The following is a 17,323-nucleotide window of genomic DNA, read 5'->3' as shown; positions in this document are numbered from 1 at the left end:
AGAATGTAAAAATCAAAAGTTTTTTCTCAAGAAACTATGCGCTATTGCGGAGACGGATACCATAAATTCAAGAATACAAAAAAGCTTGACATTTATGCCAAGCTGTATTTGTTGTTTATCAGTTATTACCACACGAAAGGATTGATTGCATCGTACTTCGTTTCGTGCGGTAGGGGGGACAGTGTCAATTATTTATCTATACTTTCCTATTAACTATTTTCATTCATACTTTTCAATAAGTTGTAAATTATTTTTAATTATAGCGTAATAAGAGAAACTCCTCTCAATATTTCCATTATATGTATAATCCCACTTAGAAATTTTCTTTTTATAATCAATCCAAGTAACTTTATAATACCAGTCAACATTATGAATGGAAATTTTAACACCATTCTCTAAGTCTTCAATATTTTCTATTTTATACAGAGATGATTCCATTAAATCTAATTGTATTTCATTTTCAGTAACAACAATCTTTCTTATCCATTCAGAGGATAATGGTTGAAAATCATCACCTTTTTTTTCAACCTCAATCCATTCTGAATTTCTTATACTAAATGAATCATCTCCTTTTTTATTTTTCACTTCTTGACTCTGACAAGAAAGTGATAATGTGATCATTAACCACAAACAATAACGTTTTAATCTCATATCAATTATTTTTTCTTACTTGAGTAACTGTATACTTATGTTTTGATGTATAAGCAGTTGATCCTCTTAATGAATTATCCGACTGAATATAAAGCTTGTTTTCATTACTAATTCCATATCGTTCAAAAGAAGTTCCAACTTCATAAAAGAGATAATATGATCCTTGAGTATCACTCGATCTTCCAGCTAACACAATAAAATGATCTGTTGTTAAGTCATTATTAAAACCACCTTTGTATTTATATGTATGGTCAACTCCTACTAATATTGGTTTGTCCGCTTCTAATTGTTCATCAATATACTCAATGCTTTTTTTTGCAATATTTTCATCTACAACTAACTTATTGTTAGATTCTGTGGCAATTTGAAAAAGAGCAGTACCATTAACTAAATTTCCTCCGTTAACATTATGATTGGCTAGGACAATCATACAGGATCTCCAGCATGCAACATTTTGTTTGTCCTTATTTCCAAATTTTGAATCAAATTGTGTTTGCCATTTATCACGTTTTCTAAGATCAATATCTTCTTTCAAAAAAACCCTCCTCATCTGCTCTACAAAAGCCACAGGGTGAAAATGGGTAACCACTGGATTAGCTATAGGGAATGGGCTTAATGGAATTTCTTCTTCCTTTTTATCGCCATAAGCCATTCGCTCGTAGACCCATTTTCCTAATTTGTAGATTAGATATTCCCCCATAATAATCGGAGAACTCATAAGGGCACCATTCACAAATTTAGTTCGGTAGCTACTTTTTCGAATTTCAACACCTTCCCAAATTTCTAAATCGGACACTTTTGCTTTTAGAGCATCTAAACGCTCTTGTTTTATTTCATGTGATACTACAAATTTAGCCTTTGGCTACCACAACAAGTGTGGCTTTTCTATCTTATTTATATTTTGCCTATTATATTGGGAACATTTCGGCGCAAGCTTCTGCAAGGAACATAGTCGCATAAATAATCCAAATAACAATTATAGTTATTAGATTTATGGCACATAATCTCCCCAACCAACATTATTGTATTTTGGGTTTGGCATAAATTCAGAAGCTCCAACATCTAAATCTCCCGAACATGGGATTCTATATTGCCCCCAATTACAAATTGATGAATTATTCGTTTTGTAACTTGTCCACGTTCCTATAAATTGATAATTCCGACTCCCATCATAACCATCAAACAAATCACAGTAGGTAGTATTTCCTTCTTCATCTTTATACCAACATACCAAAATTTTGCCATTAAAAGTTCCTGTGAAACACAACCGTGGATCCTCTGCTAATGTATATTCCAGTATTGAAAAACCATATTTCCCTTTTTTATTAATTGCATAATCATCAATTGGCTCAAGGAATACAAAATGATTTTTCACTGTGAAGCTACCACTAAATGATCTCAAGTTTGTATTACGTACTGTTGTTGCTCCTTTAACAAAAAAAAGTTTCTTAGTTTCATCATCTATAATTATGGAAGTAAAATTTATTCGTAATCGTTTCTTTTTATGACCGATAAAACCAATAAATTCATGCTGATCGTATCTTAGAACACTTTCTAAATTAACATCTTCCTTAGATTCTGAATACTTAACATCCTGTATTATTGTTTTTTCAAGCACATCCTTGATCGTACAGTTTTGGGCTTGAGATACAAAACAATTAAAGAAAATAAGTATTAGCAAAATAATTTTATTCTGTTTCATCTGTTATAACAAGTTTAATGTTTTCAATTCCCGTTTCTTCTATTTGATTAAAAATTTTATGTAAGGTTTCTACAGAATCTGCCATTGTCATATTCCATTTATCTAAATTTCTATCTTGCTTGCTACTTGGTAATATACATCCTTCAGTCCATCCACCATCTTGTCCTGCATGCACTAAAATACCTCTACTTTGAGGTACACTCTCATTGTATACAAGCAACACTCCATGTTTAAAAGAAGGATAATCTAAATGCCATTTTTTCCCAAGTTTATGTTGTAATGTATATTTATTTTTAGGATAATTGCCTGAAACATGCCATTTTACATTATAAATTCCTGCAGGAATACGTTTATCTTTTCCTCTTTCAGTTGTTTCATCTCCATATGGTTCACAAATAAAACCTTCAAGGCTACCAAACACAAAAGTTCCAAATGTCATACTACTCTTATTAGTTCCTGTCCACCTTTCTGCTTCTCTTGTTATCCTAATTGTATAAGGATCATCTCCCATCCTCCTCATCTGCTCCACAAAAGCCACAGGGTGAAAATGGGTAACCACTGGGTCATCTATAGGGAATGGGCTTAATGGAATTTCTTCTTTCTTTTTATCGCCATAAGCCATTCGCTCGTAAACCCATTTTCCGTATTTATAAATTAGGTATCCTCCAAAAGTAACTGGTGAGCTCATAAGAGCACCATTCACAAATTTAGTTCGGTAGCTACTTTTTCGAATTTCAACACCTTCCCAAATTTCTAAATCGGACACTTTTGCTTTTAGAGCATCTAAACGCTCCTGTTTTATTTCATCTAATTCTTTCTGATTGGCTAAAGCTTTTCCTTTTGCGTCTTTTTTTACTGCTTCTTTAAAAAAGTTATATTTCTATCACTGATTATAAAGGACTGTATTCCAATCTTCAAAAAAGCTGAAGTCATGGCGTTGTAAAAAAGCACCATCTAATGATCTTCGAAAATCACAAAAAAATTATAGAGGCTGAATCGATATTGATTCAGCCTCTTTTATTTGGGATTGAAGACTCAGGCTTAAATGCCTAAACTTAAAATTTTATTTAGCCATTTGTGGGATAGTGCTCTATATTATTTAAAAAGGTAACTGCATGCCTGCAAACTTAAATTCCTCTTCTACTTTAATAATTCTATATGTGTTACTGAATTCATATCCATTAGGCATTTTTATATCAATCCAATACATTTCTTTTACCTTATCAGATTCAATATTAATAGCATATTTCAGATTTATAAAACTTTCATACACTTCGCTTGAAAATATAAAACTTTCAAAATCAGAATAAGATATTTCTTCACCTCCAACTGTATACCCTTCGAAAGGGAAAAATAAAACAGATTCAATTTCATTTTGATCACCTTCGACAATTATCCTTATTACGTATTTGAGAAAATCATCTACATTAATTTCATTTATTTTTGAAGTATCTTTTTGATTCACTACTTCTTCAGAAGTTGTAGATATAGAAGTGTCATTCTTTATGCTTTGTTCAGTAGTGTTTTTACAACTGATAATTAAAAAAGCTAAGATTAAAATTTTACCTAGTTTGTTCATTTTGTAATGTTATAATACCTTTTGATATTTGATTATTTAATTCTGTTAGATTATATGTCATTAAATTTCCATTTGAATTTTCGGGATAGTTTATTGGAATAAAATAGCCATTAAATTTTTGCTCTAAAGCTACTTTTTTGTCCTTTCCAATATCCATGGTTAGGGTACCACTAATTCCTTTGGCTTTATATCTAGAAAATTTAATAGTTTGACCTTGATTACCTCCTAAACATAGTAAATCCCCATCAATATCAGTTCCGTACAAAAATGTAACATGGCCAAAACCTGTTTTTTTACCATTATCTTTTCTATGATTAGTCATAACTACAATAGCTCCAAACATAGGTTCTTTTATTCTTTTAAATAGAGTTCCTTCTTTCCAAAGTATACTTTGTGAACCGGCTGATTTTGCTCCCTTATAATCTGTTTGATCCAAGCACCAATTCACAAATGAAGCACACCATGATAAATCTTCATCTTCGATTATTTTTAATGTTTTTGGATTATCTTTAATACCACAATAGTTATGATATTTTTTAACCATTTGAATAGTAGGTTTATTATCCTCGTGAGTTGCCTTTGCAATTTTAGCTTCACTCAAGGCTACGACTAACCATGGAGGGGTGGTTAGCGCAGTAATCCTCCTCATCTGCTCCACAAAAGCCACGGGGTGAAAATGGGTAACCACTGGATTATCGATAGGGAATGGGCTTAAAGGTATTTCTTCTTCTTTTTTATCGCCATAAGCCATTCGCTCGTAAACCCATTTCCCATATTTATAAATTAGGTATCCTCCAAAAGTGATCGGCGAGCTCATTAGGGCACCATTCACAAATTTAGTTCGGTAGCTACTTTTTCGAATTTCAACACCTTCCCAAATTTCTAAATCGGACACTTTTTCTTTTAGAGCATCTAAACGCTCCTGTTTTATTTCATCTAATTCTTTCTGATTGGCTAAAGCTTTTCCTTTTGCGTCTTTTTTAACTGCTTCTTTAAAAAAGTTATCGTACTCATCAACTAAACCTGCAATGTATTTACTCCCATAGGCCCACTCGTTAAAATGTTTACAAACTAAATGAGAGAGTTTATCAGCTGTATAATGATTGCTTAAAGCTCTTTGTAGTTCGTATGGTTCCAATATACCATCGCCATCCTCATCTACTATTTTGCAGATGTCCGAGAAAAAACTTGTTGGTTTATCTAAACTGTAAATATAGTTGTTAGCAGTATCTTCTTTTAGCTCAAATCCAAACTTAGTCCAATCGTAGGGCGAAAAAATTTCCTCCAAATCATCTTTACAAACTAAGCCTTTGTACTTAATGGCGACTCCGTTTTTTTGTACTCCTATAGGTTCAAGCAAATACCATTCCTTTTCATCCTTGTCTTTATAAATTTTGCCTTCTTTTATATTTACAATTACATCGGCTACTATTTTGGTATTTACATTTTTCTCGTCAGGTGCAATCAGATATACTTCCGATATTTCTTTGTTGAGCCTATTGTATTTTTTCGTTTCAACAGTACTTTTTGGTGCCGGGGGTGCAAGCACCGCAACATTAGATGTATTGGTAGTTTGGCTCGTAGCTTTAACTGCCGAAGCTTGTTGTATCGTAAAGCTTAGTGTTTTTTCTTCTATATCTTCACTTTTTACCCAAAATGTAAATCCTTTATTTACATTTATATAGCTTACTCGCCTCTGAACTCCTTCAAGCTCTTTTTCAAGTTTTACTGTATCACCCATTTTAGCTATATCGCCTACTATTTTATTGAAATTGGCAAGCGCACTAGTATTTGCAACTTTACTCGAGCCGGAGTCTTTGAAAATATAGAATCCACCATTATATTCAGGCAATTCTAATCCTCTATCATTAACAATTACTTCAAGATTCTCAAGTTCGACCTCTGTATAAGCTTCAGTAGTTTTCCCTGTTTTTTTTACGGGAGTGTTTTTAATCACTTGTAAAGGGTACTTCTTTTTAAGCTCCGTTCCTTCTGTCAGTTTTGTAAAGTTCTTATTTTTATCGCCATCTTTATTTTCATTTTTTAAAAAATTAGTTACGTCATCTGGCGTAAATACCTCCACATGAACTCCTCGATAGGCTTCCTGCTTTTCAAATCCATTTTTCCCTGTAAAACCAATAATATCACCAGCTTTAACTTCTATACAAGGATTTACCACAGTGTCTAATTGATCGTTGGTAAGCGTGAATACGTCTACTTTTTTTAAAGCACCACTATTGCAGTAGCCACTTACTTTTTCATCTCCAACTTTAGTAACTTTTAACCATCCTGTTTTGCCACGATCTTCTTTTGCAATTTCAATAGAACTACCTCTTACTATAAGTTGCTTAATTTCTGAACTATTTTTTGCTTCTTTATAAAGATTCGCACCATATTCGTTATCTCCATCATTGCCTTTAAAACTCTCTGCTAATACCTCTCCACTTGTTGCATCAACAATTTGTACGGTGTTAAATTTTGCCACATAAGTTTCACCTACAATAGACTTTCCTTTGGGTGTTTTATACTCAACTTTTCTTCTATCCTTATCTTTATCATCGGCCAGAAACTTAAGCTTAGTGCCCATTGGTGCTATGGCTAATAAATTACCACTTGCATCTTTTATTTTAGCACCTTTTACCTCCTTGGTATCTTTAGCTGTATCTTTTACCGAATAGGCATTAACTTTAAAAATAGCTGGTATTTTATTGCCAATCATTTCCTGAAAAAAAGACAAATGATTGTACAGGGAATAAAAGCATAATTTTTGTTTGTTAGGACTTTCGTACTGATGCTGAATCAATACAAAACTATTGGAGAAGGATCTCTTTTTTCCATCCTTGTCGATATCTGAACAGACTCTATATGCAATGATATTGCCATCGGAAATCGCATGTATTGCATTATCTCCTTCGTAATGAATTCCACCATGCCAGGTATTCATTCGTCCTATAGGATAATAACCGGTTCTATTGGATGCACCTTTTAAATAAAACAGTTTATCATCATTTCCGTTTTTAGGAGTAACTGGATATACAAATTTCATAATTGACTCTTTAATTAATGGCTAAAATCAATATCTGGTAAAAAACCATGCTTTTTCGCCTCTTCCCGCAATGTTTCCTGATTTTCTTGTGCTTCCTGAAGGTTTGCGGGACTATCGCCACGCACAATTTCTACCACGCTTGAAGCCAGTTTTTGTGCAATACTTATTTCGGGAAAAGGAATTTCCTGAATTGGACTGGTTACTTGGGGGTTGGGGGTAGAGGTGCTGATAAGAATGTTGGCTTCGCCAGACATTACGATGCCACCATGAGCTGTCATATCGCCCTGACAAACAACGGGTACGCCATTAATTAAAACGGATGGATTTCCTTGAGCGACCACATCGGGCGGGCCAACGCAAACACACATATCGCCCATAAGAGCAGCGGGTTTTCCGTTAATTAATACATTGGGTGCTCCGGGACCTGCTATTGGTCCACCTACATGGGGCACAAGTCCACTGCACATCGGACAAACGTGCATACTACCTACTGTTGCAATTGGTTTTCCTGCCATAATACTTTTCTATTTAAACTAAGAATAGCGAGTAATCGACTTTGTTTATGGTTAAATTTTTGTAAAAATAGTTTCGCTTGCCTACTAATTAGTAGTTAAATGAAAAAGGATTACAAAAATAAAGTTTCTAAGATAAGTATTCTACTTTATATAACAATTTACAATAAGCACATTAAAGTGTGTATTTTACCACACAATAAGTCTTTTGTGCAAAATATTCTATTAGGATGTATGTGTGTATTGTTCTGATATATTGGCATTTTAGTTTCCTGTTGTTTGGTTTAATTGTGTGTTTTTAATCCTATAAGAAATTATCGTAATACTATAATAACTTAGGCTGTTGAACCATAAAAAAACTATTGCCTTAAGCGAAAAAAGATTGTAAATAGGCTAGAGTTTTATCATAAAAAGGGGCATAAATACTCAAGGATGCAGCGTGAAGGATTGTAGCGAAAACCCCACAGCCTGGCTTCAAAATTTGAGAGAGGAAATAAGTGGTAGCGCTGTGTGGCTTTTGATATAAAACACGAAAGCAATCAGGCGAGGAGTTGCAGTGAAAAGCCTGACCCGAAGAAGTGAGGGACACGCCCTAAAAAAAATGCCGTTCCAACTGAATGAAACGGCATAAATAATTCTAGCTTACCAACTAGTGGAGTGATATTTACTATTTCTTCGATTTCTTTTTACGATTTCGTTTCTTATTCTCAATACCCTTTTGTCTGCCTTTGGAACCCGATGGGGTTTTCATGTTTTTTGCAGCTTTTTTATGAAAGGCACCACTGGATAAGTCTAAGCGAATGGTATTTTTTATTTTAATATTTCGAGTTTGAATTTTTTCATCCTCAAGTAGTTGGCTGGTAAAAACAACTTCGATAGGAACCGCTCCAATTTCGATTGGTTTCTTAATTAAGGCTTCTACTTTTACCATTAATTCTTCCTCGGCGGCATTTACAAAACTAATAGCGGTACCTTCTTTCTCGGCACGACCGGTACGACCAACACGGTGAACGTATTCTACGTAGTCCGAAGGAATATCGAAGTTAATAACGTGGCTAACATTTTCGATATCGATACCACGGGCGGCAACATCCGAAGCAACTAATACTCTTGAAGTTCCATCTTTAAAGTTATTTAAAGCTTTAATCCTTGTATTTTGTGCTTTGTTCGAGTGAATTACACTTAAGTCTTCGCCTAGGAAATCTTCCAAACGGTCAACAATTCTATCTGCATTCTTTTTAGTCTCGGTAAATATCATCACTTTTTTAAATACCTCTTTATCCTCTAAAAGGTGCTTTAAAAGTGCGATTTTACTTAAAATATTAGGGACCTGATATTGAATTTGATGAATGTTTTCAACTGTAGAAGCCTGAGGAGCAACCTCAACACGTTCTGGACTAATAAGAAAATCGTCGGCTAATTGAGCAATAGTATCCGAAAATGTTGCTGAGAATAGAAGGTTTTGATGCACCTCTGGAATAATTTCGAAAATTGCTTTTAGCTGAGGCATAAAACCCAAATCCATTAATTTATCGGCCTCATCAACAACAAGGGTTTTAATTAGTGTAAATTTAAGGATTCTAGTCATGTAAATATCCATTAAACGACCTGGTGTTGCTACAATAATATCAATTCCTTCGTACAGTTTTTCTTTTTGTGTATTGATATTTACTCCACCGTAAATTCCAACGGCTCTAATGTTTATGAAAGGAGTAAGTAGTTCAATAGTCTCAATTACCTGCAATACCAACTCACGGGTTGGCACAATAATTAAGGCTCTTGGATCGAATCCTTGGGCATAGTTTAGCTTCATCAAAATCGGCATCAAATAGGCCAAGGTTTTACCTGTACCTGTTTGGGCAATCCCAATTACATCTTTACCTGCACGAATAGGGGAAAATACTTTCTCTTGTATTTCTGTTGGTTTCTCGAATCCCGCCTCGTCAAGCGCCATTCTAATTTGTTTGCTTAATTTGATGTCGTCAAATGAAATCATTACTATGGTATTTGAAAATTTGTGCAAAAATAGGCAAATAAACCGACATTAAAGTGCTTTCCTTGTTTATCCTCCTTATTTGGATGACTATTCAGTGCTTCGTATTAATTCCAGATTTGCTGAATTTCTTTCTTTAATGCTGAAATTGCGACGGAGATAGCAGGTTTTTGTTGTTGCATGTGCGATTCGATAATTGCTTTGCATAAAGCAATGGAGGAATCGGTGCCAGCTATTTGTGCTGCTTCGGTATTAATTAATCGGATGGTATTTTCTTTGGCATTTTTTAGCAATAACCACGATTCATCGGTAACATATAATTGTTGAGCAAGATTGTGTTCGTATTCGTTTCGAATGGCAAGAATTAATTTTTGCTGCAAATCTAAACTGCTTAATTTGTTGGTGTTTTCTCGAATAATTAATGATTCGGGATGAATTCGTTCCAGAAAAATAATTAATCGCTCACAAGCTTGCAGTCTTATTGGAGTTATTTGTTTTTGGTTCTTCAATAAAATTTGATGTTTTATTTTACGTTCCTCGTGTTTTAAAAACTGTTTAATTAACAAATAAGCTGTTGCAAAAACTACCAACGAAGGCAGGATATACTTACTAATTTCAAAAATGTCTTTCATTTTAAATAGTTTCTTTAGATTTTTCGATGTTTATGGATTTCCTATGTATTTAAAAACTGTATCTTTATCCACTGAATTGATAATTCGAAGATAAACTAATCACACCGTTTATTTTGTTTATCAGGGGGAAAAAACAACAAACACAAATGTATTAAGCAATTTACTAAATCCCTAAATTAATTAACAATGTTGAAAGTTTCGGATCGAATTGCAGGAATGGAAGTGTCTCCAACTCTTGCTATGTCTCAAAAAAGTAGAGAAATGAAAGCTCAGGGGATTGATGTTATCAATCTGAGTGTAGGTGAACCTGATTTTGATACTCCAGATCACATAAAAAAGGCAGCAAAAAAAGCCATTGATGATAATTATTCTCATTATTCGCCAGTTCCGGGGTATATTGAGTTGCGTCAGGCAGTAGTTAATAAGCTGAAACGTGAAAATAATTTGGAGTATACTGTCGATCAAATTGTAGTTTCGAATGGAGCTAAGCAATCTATCACCAATGTTATTCTGAGTATTATAAACGATGGAGATGAGGTTATTATTCCTTCGCCATATTGGGTAAGCTATAGCGAAATTGTAAAGTTAGCTAACGGAATTAATGTTTTTGTTTACGCGCCTATTGAGCAGGATTTTAAAATTACTCCAGCACAGTTAGAAGCTGCAATAACACCAAAAACAAAGGCTTTTTTATTTAGTTCGCCAAGTAATCCAACGGGAAGTTTATATTCAAAAGAGGAATTAAGAGCCTTGGCGGATGTTTTTGCAAAATATCCTGATATTACGATTCTTTCGGATGAAATTTATGAGCACATCAATTATGTTGGGGCTCATGAAAGTATTGCGCAGTTTGCCGACATTTTTGATAAGGTAGTTGTGATTAACGGCGTTTCGAAAGGTTACGCTATGACAGGTTGGAGAATTGGTTACATTGCAGCTCCGCTTTGGATTGCAAAAGCATGTAATAAGTTACAAGGTCAAATGACATCTGGAGCATCTTCTATTGCACAAATTGCTTCTGTAGCAGCTTTAGAAGGAGATCAATCGACTACTGTAGCCATGAGAGAAGCTTTTCACAAACGAAGAGATTTGGCTTTAGCTCAGTTACGCGAAGTGGCAGGTTTCGAAACTCGTGAGCCAAACGGTGCATTCTATCTATTTCCTAAAGTTTCTCAACTATTTGGGAAAGCAAATGGAACTTATACCATTAACAATTCTACCGATTTAAGTTTGTATTTGTTGGAAGATGCTAATGTGGCTACCGTTACAGGTGAGGCATTTGGTTCTCCTGAATGTTTGCGATTATCGTATGCTACCAGCGAAGAGCAAATGGCGGATGCTATTCGCAGAATTAAAGCATCGGTTGAGAAGTTGAAGTAATCTATCAAAATAATATATTGGAAAGGCCATCTCGTTTTAAACGGGATGGCCATTTTTCGTTTCTGATAAAATAATAGTGAGTTGCTTAAGTGAACGGAGGTAATTAGTTGTCCTATTTATGAAATAGATTCATAAAAGGTCAATCATGAAAAATAAACTTCTTTTTTTAGTAATAAGCTTTAGTTTTTTTGCCAACTATTCTGTCGCGCAATATACCTATGCAAAGCCAGTTGAGAAAAATGAGATTAATATCGACCGAAAAGATAGTTTTGAGATAGGTTTTAATTTTGGTACTGCATGGACGCTCGGAAAGGCAAAATATTTTGCAAAATCGGGGACTGCTTTTAGTTTAGATTTGGGTGTAAATTCGAATAATTTGTATTTCGGTACTGAATTTACCGTTACCTCTTGGCGAGATTACCTTGATAATGGTGATGCTGGTGATTTGAATTTTGAAAAGACTAATTTTTTATGGCTCATTCATGCCAAAATATTTTTAGGTGACGGAAAAGTAAAACCCTATTTTGGTGCAGGAACCGATTTAATATCTTTGGCATTAGCTATTATTCTTTCGGAAGATGAAGATGATTTCTATTATTCCAATTGTAATGATGATCGGAAATTGAATTATAATGCTTGGTTTGTTCCTTCCTGTGGAATAAGATGGGAAATGGGACCCGATATTAGTGGTAATATTGGTTTTAGTGCAAACTTTTCGGATAATTATGATTTTATTCGCCTGCAATTAGGGATTGTATTTTAATGGAAAGGTACCGAGTACCGAGATATTTGTAGCAAGCTTGCATAGACGTAAAATAGGTGCTGAGCACCATAATATTATTCTGATTAAATTGAGAGAATAATCAATCGATTATTAATCAACACAATTAGAAATTATTTTTTAATCCACTTGATGGTATTTGAATGCTATATAAATAGGTGGGTTGTATCATTTTTATCGTATCAACTTGCAAAATCGATATTTTAAAGCTTGCTTTTCTCAGGCTTTATGTTTTGTCTTCAAGCCAGACGGGCTTCTACTTTTGATTCATTCTTAATTTTAACAGGTATTCATGATCTTTCTTCGTTCGGTACTTTGGATGAAAAAGTAGACAAAAAATCATCGAAAACGTCCTCAACCACCCGTTACTAGTTCGAATGCTACTCGCTGCGTTCAAACAGCTTTTTGTTTTTAACGCATTCTTCACTATACGGGTCCCGGTCTCAATTTCGAATTCTACATTTGAGCAGATTATAAAATAAGGTGCAATTGGTATCCTTCCCAGTAGGGGATAAATATGTTTTAACCGTCAACAATGATCCTTTGTTTCAAACACAAAAAAACTCCCCCAAAAGTGGAGGAGTCCAATATATCGAGTACTAATTTTCTATTTGTAAAGTTCTTTTAAACGGCTTGCCATTCCTTCAGCCAAAGCTTCGCAAAGATCAAAATCTTCGGCATTAGGAGCACAAAGCGCTTCTGGTGTTGCCTCAATAGTTTCCCATTTAATATCTTCAGCAAATTTATTCAAGCGTTTTAATCCGCCACCGCCCCACGACTTGGAACCAAATACACCCAAAACGTGATCTTTAATGGCAATGTGTTCTAATTCATTAATTACTGTCTCCATGGTTGGGAAAACATCACCATTATAGGCACAGCTACCTAAAATTACACCGCGGTATTTAAAAATATCGTTGATGATATAAGATGGATGTGTTTTGGAAGAATCGTGAATACGAACTTTCTTAATTCCTTTTTTAACCAACTGACGAGCAATGTTATCAGCCATTTTTTCGGTATTTCCGTACATCGAAGAATACACAATTACGCAACCTTCATCGGTTTTGTACTGACTCCACTTATCGTATTTTGCAATAATATCGGCTACATGACTTCTCCAAATTGGACCATGAGTAGCACAAATCATTTTAATATCAAATCCAGCTAATTTTTTCAGTGCATTTTGAGTTGGCCGACCATATTTTCCAACAATATTGGAATAGTAGCGGCTAATTTCTTCATCTAAATAATCCAAATCCAATTCATCATCGAAAATACCACCATCCAAAGTTCCGAAAGCACCAAAAGCATCTCCCGAAAAAAGAATGCCATTAGTCGATTCGAAGGTAACCATGGTTTCTGGCCAATGTAACATTGGAACCATATAGAAATTTAGTTGGTGTGCACCTAAATTAATCTGATCTCCTTCCTGAACTTCAAGAAGGTTTTCTTTAATTCCGTAGAAACGCTCCAGCATTGGAAAAGTCTTCTTGTTTCCAACAATTTTCATGTCAGGATATCGCTCTACCAGAGAACGAATAGATCCTGAATGATCTGGTTCCATATGATTAATGATCAAATAATCTGCTTTGCGACCATCCAATACTTCGCTAATGTTGTCTAAATACTCATCCATAGTACCTTTTTCAACAGTATCTACAATGGCTATTTTTTCATCAACAATAACATAGGAATTGTAAGCTACGCCTTTTGGCAATGGCCAGTAATTCTCAAATAACTGTGTTCTTCGGTCATTTGTTCCTACCCAGAAAATTTTGTCAGTAATGTTGTTTTTATTGTGCATTCTTTAAAGTTTTGTCGAATTAGCATTTTCAGACCTTTCTATCTCATTGTTGCAACTAATTTAGAGCAGGAATGTGAATTTAAGATCTCATGTGCTCTGATTTAGATCAAAAAAAACAGAACAATTTGTTTACAGTGCACAAAATTAAGAATATTTTTATTTTGGAAATACTTCTACAGCATCTTCTTTCACATTTCTTACCTATTGCTGTAAAAGTCGGATGAGTTTTTGCCTATTTAGGATTTTTATTTCTCTTCTGTTGATTTCAATTAAACCTTCCTGTTCCATTTCCTTTAAGCTTCGAGCAAACGAAGGGCGGGTAACGCCAAAAAAGTTAGCCATTTCGGCCTGCGATTTTGGTAAGGTAATGAATGTTTTATCAGGAGCGGCAAGTTTTAAAAGATAGTTCGCCAACTTTCCTTTAATTGTTTTAAAATTCAAAAACATTAGTTTGTTGGCTAAAAACTGACTTCTGTTGGATATGGAATTTAGGTAATTGGTAAGAAATACCTTATTTTTTTGAAAGAGTTCGATTACCGAGTTTTTCGATAGATAGAAAACTTCCACCTCCTCGTTTGCCGTTACGTTTACCGGAAATTCATTTCGCTGACCAAACAAGAAAGCCGAAGCAATCGGGTAGGGCGCCATAATGTCTTCAATTTTAATGCTTTTTCCAGATGGATCGAGCATTTCACCTTTCACACTTCCTTTTAAAACAATCATCAGATTCTCGCACTTATCCTCGCGAAAAGCGAGCATGTCGCCTTTTGAGAATTTTTTGATTTGATATTGAGAGTCGATCAGCAAATTTTCCATTTCGTCGGGAGAAATACCTCTAAAAACTGGCGATTGCGAAAGTTGTTGATATAGCATTGGCATGATGAATTTTTAATTTCCTCTCAATATTAGCTGTTTCTTCTCAGTTTGCAAAGAATAGGGGATGAATTGGTCTTAATTTTCGAAGATCTTCAGCCTTCTTCAAATTTTAATCCCGTCTTTCTAAACCATTTTTAGCAAATTTCTTTTGAAACTAACCACCGAAATGGTGGTAAATAAAATGCCAATTCCCAGTAAAACGATTAGTTTGGGATAAATTTCCGAGAGCGGAAGTTGTCTCCAGAAAATATCGAAAAAGCCTTCTATTGCCCAGTAGTTAACAGAAATAACGGCTAGCTTTTGCATGATTGCAGGCATAAAAATAAGAGGCATCATACTACCGCCAAGTGCCGAAATTACCAATATTACCAGAGTTGATAAACTTTCCACCTGTTTTCTACTTTTGCAGATAGAAGCCATAAAAATTCCGAAACTGGAACAGGCAATTGCTGTAACGAGAATCATTAAGAGTAAAGCCGGAAGGTTAATAAAAATATCCAATCCTAACACGAGCCACGAATACAAAAACATTACGGTGAGTTGTAATATGGCCATAAATAGAGTCGATAGCATTTTTCCGTATAAAATACTCGATGGCGAGATAGGGGCGACCAATAGCCGGCGAAAAGTGCCATCTTCTTTTTCTTTTAGAAGGGAAGCACCACTACCAGCTACACTAAATAGTAACATCATGATGGCGACTCCGGCAATTGCTTGAATTAGTCCGAGGTTCCCATTTTTTTCTTCGCTTACTATTGCAGTCATTGGTAAGTTTGAGTTTTCTTCCAAGGTTTCGGAATCTTCCGATTGTTCGAAATCGCTAAACTGCTCATCAATTTTGGCTTGAATATCTAGAAGTTCAGTGGTATCTAAGTCTGGATTTTTTTCACGAATCCAGCTATTTACTTTCCCCTTCATTCCTTTTTTCATGGTAATGCCAAAAAGGTTCGACCATAGAGCTTGTTGCATTAGCCCCATTTCAATTTCTTTGGCTTCATCGTAAAACAGTTCCATAGGAATTTTATTTCCGGCCTCCACCGAATCTTGAAAGCCTTTGTAGAGAACAAGAACAGCGCTGTTTTTTCCTTTCTTAATAAGCTTACTTGCTTCATCATAGTTTGTGGTGAGAAGTTGTATTCCACTTTGCTCGTTTAAAGTGGAGTATACTTCTTTCGAAAGTTCGGTATTATCCTGATCCGTGAACAAAAGGGTGATAGGGCGGGATTTTTCAGATTTGCCGATTCCTCCGTACATCAAAGCAAAAATGGTAATTAATACGATTGGTAGTAATAAGGATAGTAAAACTGCGGTACGGTCTTTAAAATATTGTCGGATGCCTTTCAATGCGATTGTAAACATGCTTTTGGGGGTTTATAGTCGAATGGTGAATAGTAAAATAGTGAATGGGAATGCTTTCTTTAATCCCGTAAGGATTTCCCGGTTAATTCCAGAAAGATACTCTCTAAACTTAAGTTTTTTACCTGAAGATGTTCCAAAGGCAAATTTGCATTCGTACACAATTGAATTAATTTTGGGAGATCGGTATTGGCTTGTGAGGTGGATAGAACCAGTTGATTCTCCTGAACTAAAACTTGGTTAGGAAACGAATTGTTAATATTCAAGAGGTCTTCTTTTGGAGCGTTTGTAAACTTTACATGAATTTCCTCTTTAATAGTAGATGCTTTCTTAAGATTTTCAAGACTTCCTTCAGCAACAATTTTCCCTTCGTCAATAATGCCGATTCTATCACAAAGACGCTCGGCTTCCTCCATATAATGAGTAGTATATATCATGGTAAGACCCCGGGAATGTAGCTCTTGAATGACTTCGAAAATAAGGTTTCTACTTTGCGGATCGATTCCTACGGTTGGCTCATCCATAAAAACGATTTTTGGATCGTGAAGAAGGGCTGCAGTAATATTAATTCTCCTTTTCATTCCACCCGAATAGGTTTTTATTTTATGATTTTTTCGATCCGATAAGCCCAGAAAAGAAAGAAGCTCTTCTGTTTTTTGTTGTAGTTGTTTGCCTTTTATGCCATACAGAGTTCCCCAGAATTTTAAATTCTCTATGGCGCTTAGTTCTTCGTAAAGCGCAATTTCCTGAGGAACCACACCAATCATTTTTTTGCATTGGTTAAGATTTTCGAACAAGGATTTCCCATGATAAAGAATTTCTCCGCTATTCGGCTTAAGCAACGAAGTTAAAATATTAATTGTGGTAGTTTTTCCCGCTCCATTTGGTCCTAACAAACCATATAATTCACCTTCCTGAACCGAAAGCGAAACATTATTGAGCGCATGAACTTCTTTATAGGATTTGTAAAGGTTTTTTGCAACAAGCATGTAAAAGAGAAGATTAGTG

The 17,323-nt window shown here is 34.9% G+C and carries 15 protein-coding genes; 2 read left to right on the top strand and 13 right to left on the bottom strand.

Annotated elements, in window-relative coordinates:
• Positions 1 to 219: 219 nt before the first annotated feature.
• The 9 genes from BZG02_RS09700 to BZG02_RS09660 form a co-directional block, all read right to left on the bottom strand.
• The gene (locus BZG02_RS09700; RefSeq protein WP_101261239.1) at positions 220 to 651 is read right to left on the bottom strand and encodes a hypothetical protein; all 432 of its coding nucleotides are present in this window, start codon (positions 649 to 651) and stop codon (positions 220 to 222) included.
• Position 652: 1 nt separating this feature from the next.
• Positions 653 to 1,447, bottom strand: coding sequence for a hypothetical protein (locus BZG02_RS09695; RefSeq protein ID WP_101261238.1), 795 nt, complete (start codon positions 1,445 to 1,447; stop codon positions 653 to 655).
• Positions 1,448 to 1,642: 195 nt separating this feature from the next.
• On the bottom strand, positions 1,643 to 2,353 hold the full coding sequence (locus BZG02_RS09690; protein WP_101261237.1) for a hypothetical protein: 711 nt from the start codon (positions 2,351 to 2,353) through the stop codon (positions 1,643 to 1,645).
• Positions 2,340 to 3,119, bottom strand: coding sequence for a DUF5675 family protein (locus BZG02_RS09685; RefSeq protein WP_101261236.1), 780 nt, complete (start codon positions 3,117 to 3,119; stop codon positions 2,340 to 2,342). The genes BZG02_RS09690 and BZG02_RS09685 overlap by 14 nt, the downstream gene beginning before the upstream one ends.
• A gap of 333 nt (positions 3,120 to 3,452) precedes the next feature.
• The gene (locus BZG02_RS09680; RefSeq protein ID WP_101261235.1) at positions 3,453 to 3,932 is read right to left on the bottom strand and encodes a hypothetical protein; all 480 of its coding nucleotides are present in this window, start codon (positions 3,930 to 3,932) and stop codon (positions 3,453 to 3,455) included.
• Complete coding sequence (locus BZG02_RS09675; RefSeq protein WP_101261234.1) at positions 3,916 to 6,978, bottom strand: TIGR02594 family protein; 3,063 nt, start codon at positions 6,976 to 6,978, stop codon at positions 3,916 to 3,918. The genes BZG02_RS09680 and BZG02_RS09675 overlap by 17 nt, the downstream gene beginning before the upstream one ends.
• A gap of 14 nt (positions 6,979 to 6,992) precedes the next feature.
• Entirely contained in the window at positions 6,993 to 7,493 is a 501-nt protein-coding gene (locus BZG02_RS09670) for a PAAR domain-containing protein (RefSeq protein ID WP_101261233.1), read from the bottom strand.
• Positions 7,494 to 8,157: 664 nt separating this feature from the next.
• Complete coding sequence (locus BZG02_RS09665) at positions 8,158 to 9,486, bottom strand: DEAD/DEAH box helicase (protein ID WP_218972206.1); 1,329 nt, start codon at positions 9,484 to 9,486, stop codon at positions 8,158 to 8,160.
• A 104-nt stretch (positions 9,487 to 9,590) separates the two neighbouring features.
• Positions 9,591 to 10,115 carry a DUF7935 family protein gene (locus BZG02_RS09660; RefSeq protein WP_101261232.1) on the bottom strand — a complete coding sequence of 175 codons (525 nt, stop codon included), beginning with the start codon at positions 10,113 to 10,115 and terminating at the stop codon, positions 9,591 to 9,593.
• A gap of 186 nt (positions 10,116 to 10,301) precedes the next feature.
• Between BZG02_RS09660 and BZG02_RS09655 the strand changes: the two genes are divergently transcribed.
• Both BZG02_RS09655 and BZG02_RS09650 read left to right on the top strand, forming a co-directional pair.
• Positions 10,302 to 11,495, top strand: coding sequence for a pyridoxal phosphate-dependent aminotransferase (locus tag BZG02_RS09655; RefSeq protein ID WP_101261231.1), 1,194 nt, complete (start codon positions 10,302 to 10,304; stop codon positions 11,493 to 11,495).
• A 145-nt stretch (positions 11,496 to 11,640) separates the two neighbouring features.
• The gene (locus BZG02_RS09650; RefSeq protein ID WP_101261230.1) at positions 11,641 to 12,258 is read left to right on the top strand and encodes a hypothetical protein; all 618 of its coding nucleotides are present in this window, start codon (positions 11,641 to 11,643) and stop codon (positions 12,256 to 12,258) included.
• A gap of 625 nt (positions 12,259 to 12,883) precedes the next feature.
• Here the strand turns inward: BZG02_RS09650 and BZG02_RS09645 are convergent.
• The 4 genes from BZG02_RS09645 to BZG02_RS09630 all read right to left on the bottom strand — a co-directional run bounded on the left by BZG02_RS09645 (position 12,884) and on the right by BZG02_RS09630 (position 17,304).
• The gene (locus BZG02_RS09645; RefSeq protein WP_101261229.1) at positions 12,884 to 14,083 is read right to left on the bottom strand and encodes an FprA family A-type flavoprotein; all 1,200 of its coding nucleotides are present in this window, start codon (positions 14,081 to 14,083) and stop codon (positions 12,884 to 12,886) included.
• Between the two features lie 201 nt (positions 14,084 to 14,284).
• Positions 14,285 to 14,962: a Crp/Fnr family transcriptional regulator gene (locus BZG02_RS09640; RefSeq protein WP_101261228.1), complete on the bottom strand. Its 678-nt coding sequence runs from the start codon at positions 14,960 to 14,962 to the stop codon at positions 14,285 to 14,287.
• A 120-nt stretch (positions 14,963 to 15,082) separates the two neighbouring features.
• Positions 15,083 to 16,318 (bottom strand): ABC transporter permease, encoded by a 1,236-nt coding sequence (locus tag BZG02_RS09635; protein ID WP_101261227.1) that lies wholly within the window; start codon positions 16,316 to 16,318, stop codon positions 15,083 to 15,085.
• Positions 16,319 to 16,377: 59 nt separating this feature from the next.
• Positions 16,378 to 17,304, bottom strand: coding sequence for an ABC transporter ATP-binding protein (locus BZG02_RS09630; protein ID WP_101261226.1), 927 nt, complete (start codon positions 17,302 to 17,304; stop codon positions 16,378 to 16,380).
• Positions 17,305 to 17,323 lie beyond the last annotated feature (19 nt).

Source organism: Labilibaculum filiforme, assembly GCF_002843315.1.
Taxonomy (GTDB): domain Bacteria; phylum Bacteroidota; class Bacteroidia; order Bacteroidales; family Marinifilaceae; genus Labilibaculum; species Labilibaculum filiforme.
This window is presented reverse-complemented; position numbering and strand designations above follow the sequence as displayed.

Coding starts and splice junctions, on each gene's coding strand:
- BZG02_RS09690 (WP_101261237.1), bottom strand. CDS start 2,353: ATGAAACAGAATAAAATTATTTTGCTAATACTTATTTTCTTTAATTGT.
- BZG02_RS09635 (WP_101261227.1), bottom strand. CDS start 16,318: ATGTTTACAATCGCATTGAAAGGCATCCGACAATATTTTAAAGACCGT.
- BZG02_RS09630 (WP_101261226.1), bottom strand. CDS start 17,304: ATGCTTGTTGCAAAAAACCTTTACAAATCCTATAAAGAAGTTCATGCG.
- BZG02_RS09700 (WP_101261239.1), bottom strand. CDS start 651: ATGAGATTAAAACGTTATTGTTTGTGGTTAATGATCACATTATCACTT.
- BZG02_RS09675 (WP_101261234.1), bottom strand. CDS start 6,978: ATGAAATTTGTATATCCAGTTACTCCTAAAAACGGAAATGATGATAAA.
- BZG02_RS09660 (WP_101261232.1), bottom strand. CDS start 10,115: ATGAAAGACATTTTTGAAATTAGTAAGTATATCCTGCCTTCGTTGGTA.
- BZG02_RS09640 (WP_101261228.1), bottom strand. CDS start 14,962: ATGCCAATGCTATATCAACAACTTTCGCAATCGCCAGTTTTTAGAGGT.
- BZG02_RS09670 (WP_101261233.1), bottom strand. CDS start 7,493: ATGGCAGGAAAACCAATTGCAACAGTAGGTAGTATGCACGTTTGTCCG.
- BZG02_RS09650 (WP_101261230.1), top strand. CDS start 11,641: ATGAAAAATAAACTTCTTTTTTTAGTAATAAGCTTTAGTTTTTTTGCC.
- BZG02_RS09680 (WP_101261235.1), bottom strand. CDS start 3,932: ATGAACAAACTAGGTAAAATTTTAATCTTAGCTTTTTTAATTATCAGT.
- BZG02_RS09665 (WP_218972206.1), bottom strand. CDS start 9,486: ATGATTTCATTTGACGACATCAAATTAAGCAAACAAATTAGAATGGCG.
- BZG02_RS09655 (WP_101261231.1), top strand. CDS start 10,302: ATGTTGAAAGTTTCGGATCGAATTGCAGGAATGGAAGTGTCTCCAACT.
- BZG02_RS09645 (WP_101261229.1), bottom strand. CDS start 14,083: ATGCACAATAAAAACAACATTACTGACAAAATTTTCTGGGTAGGAACA.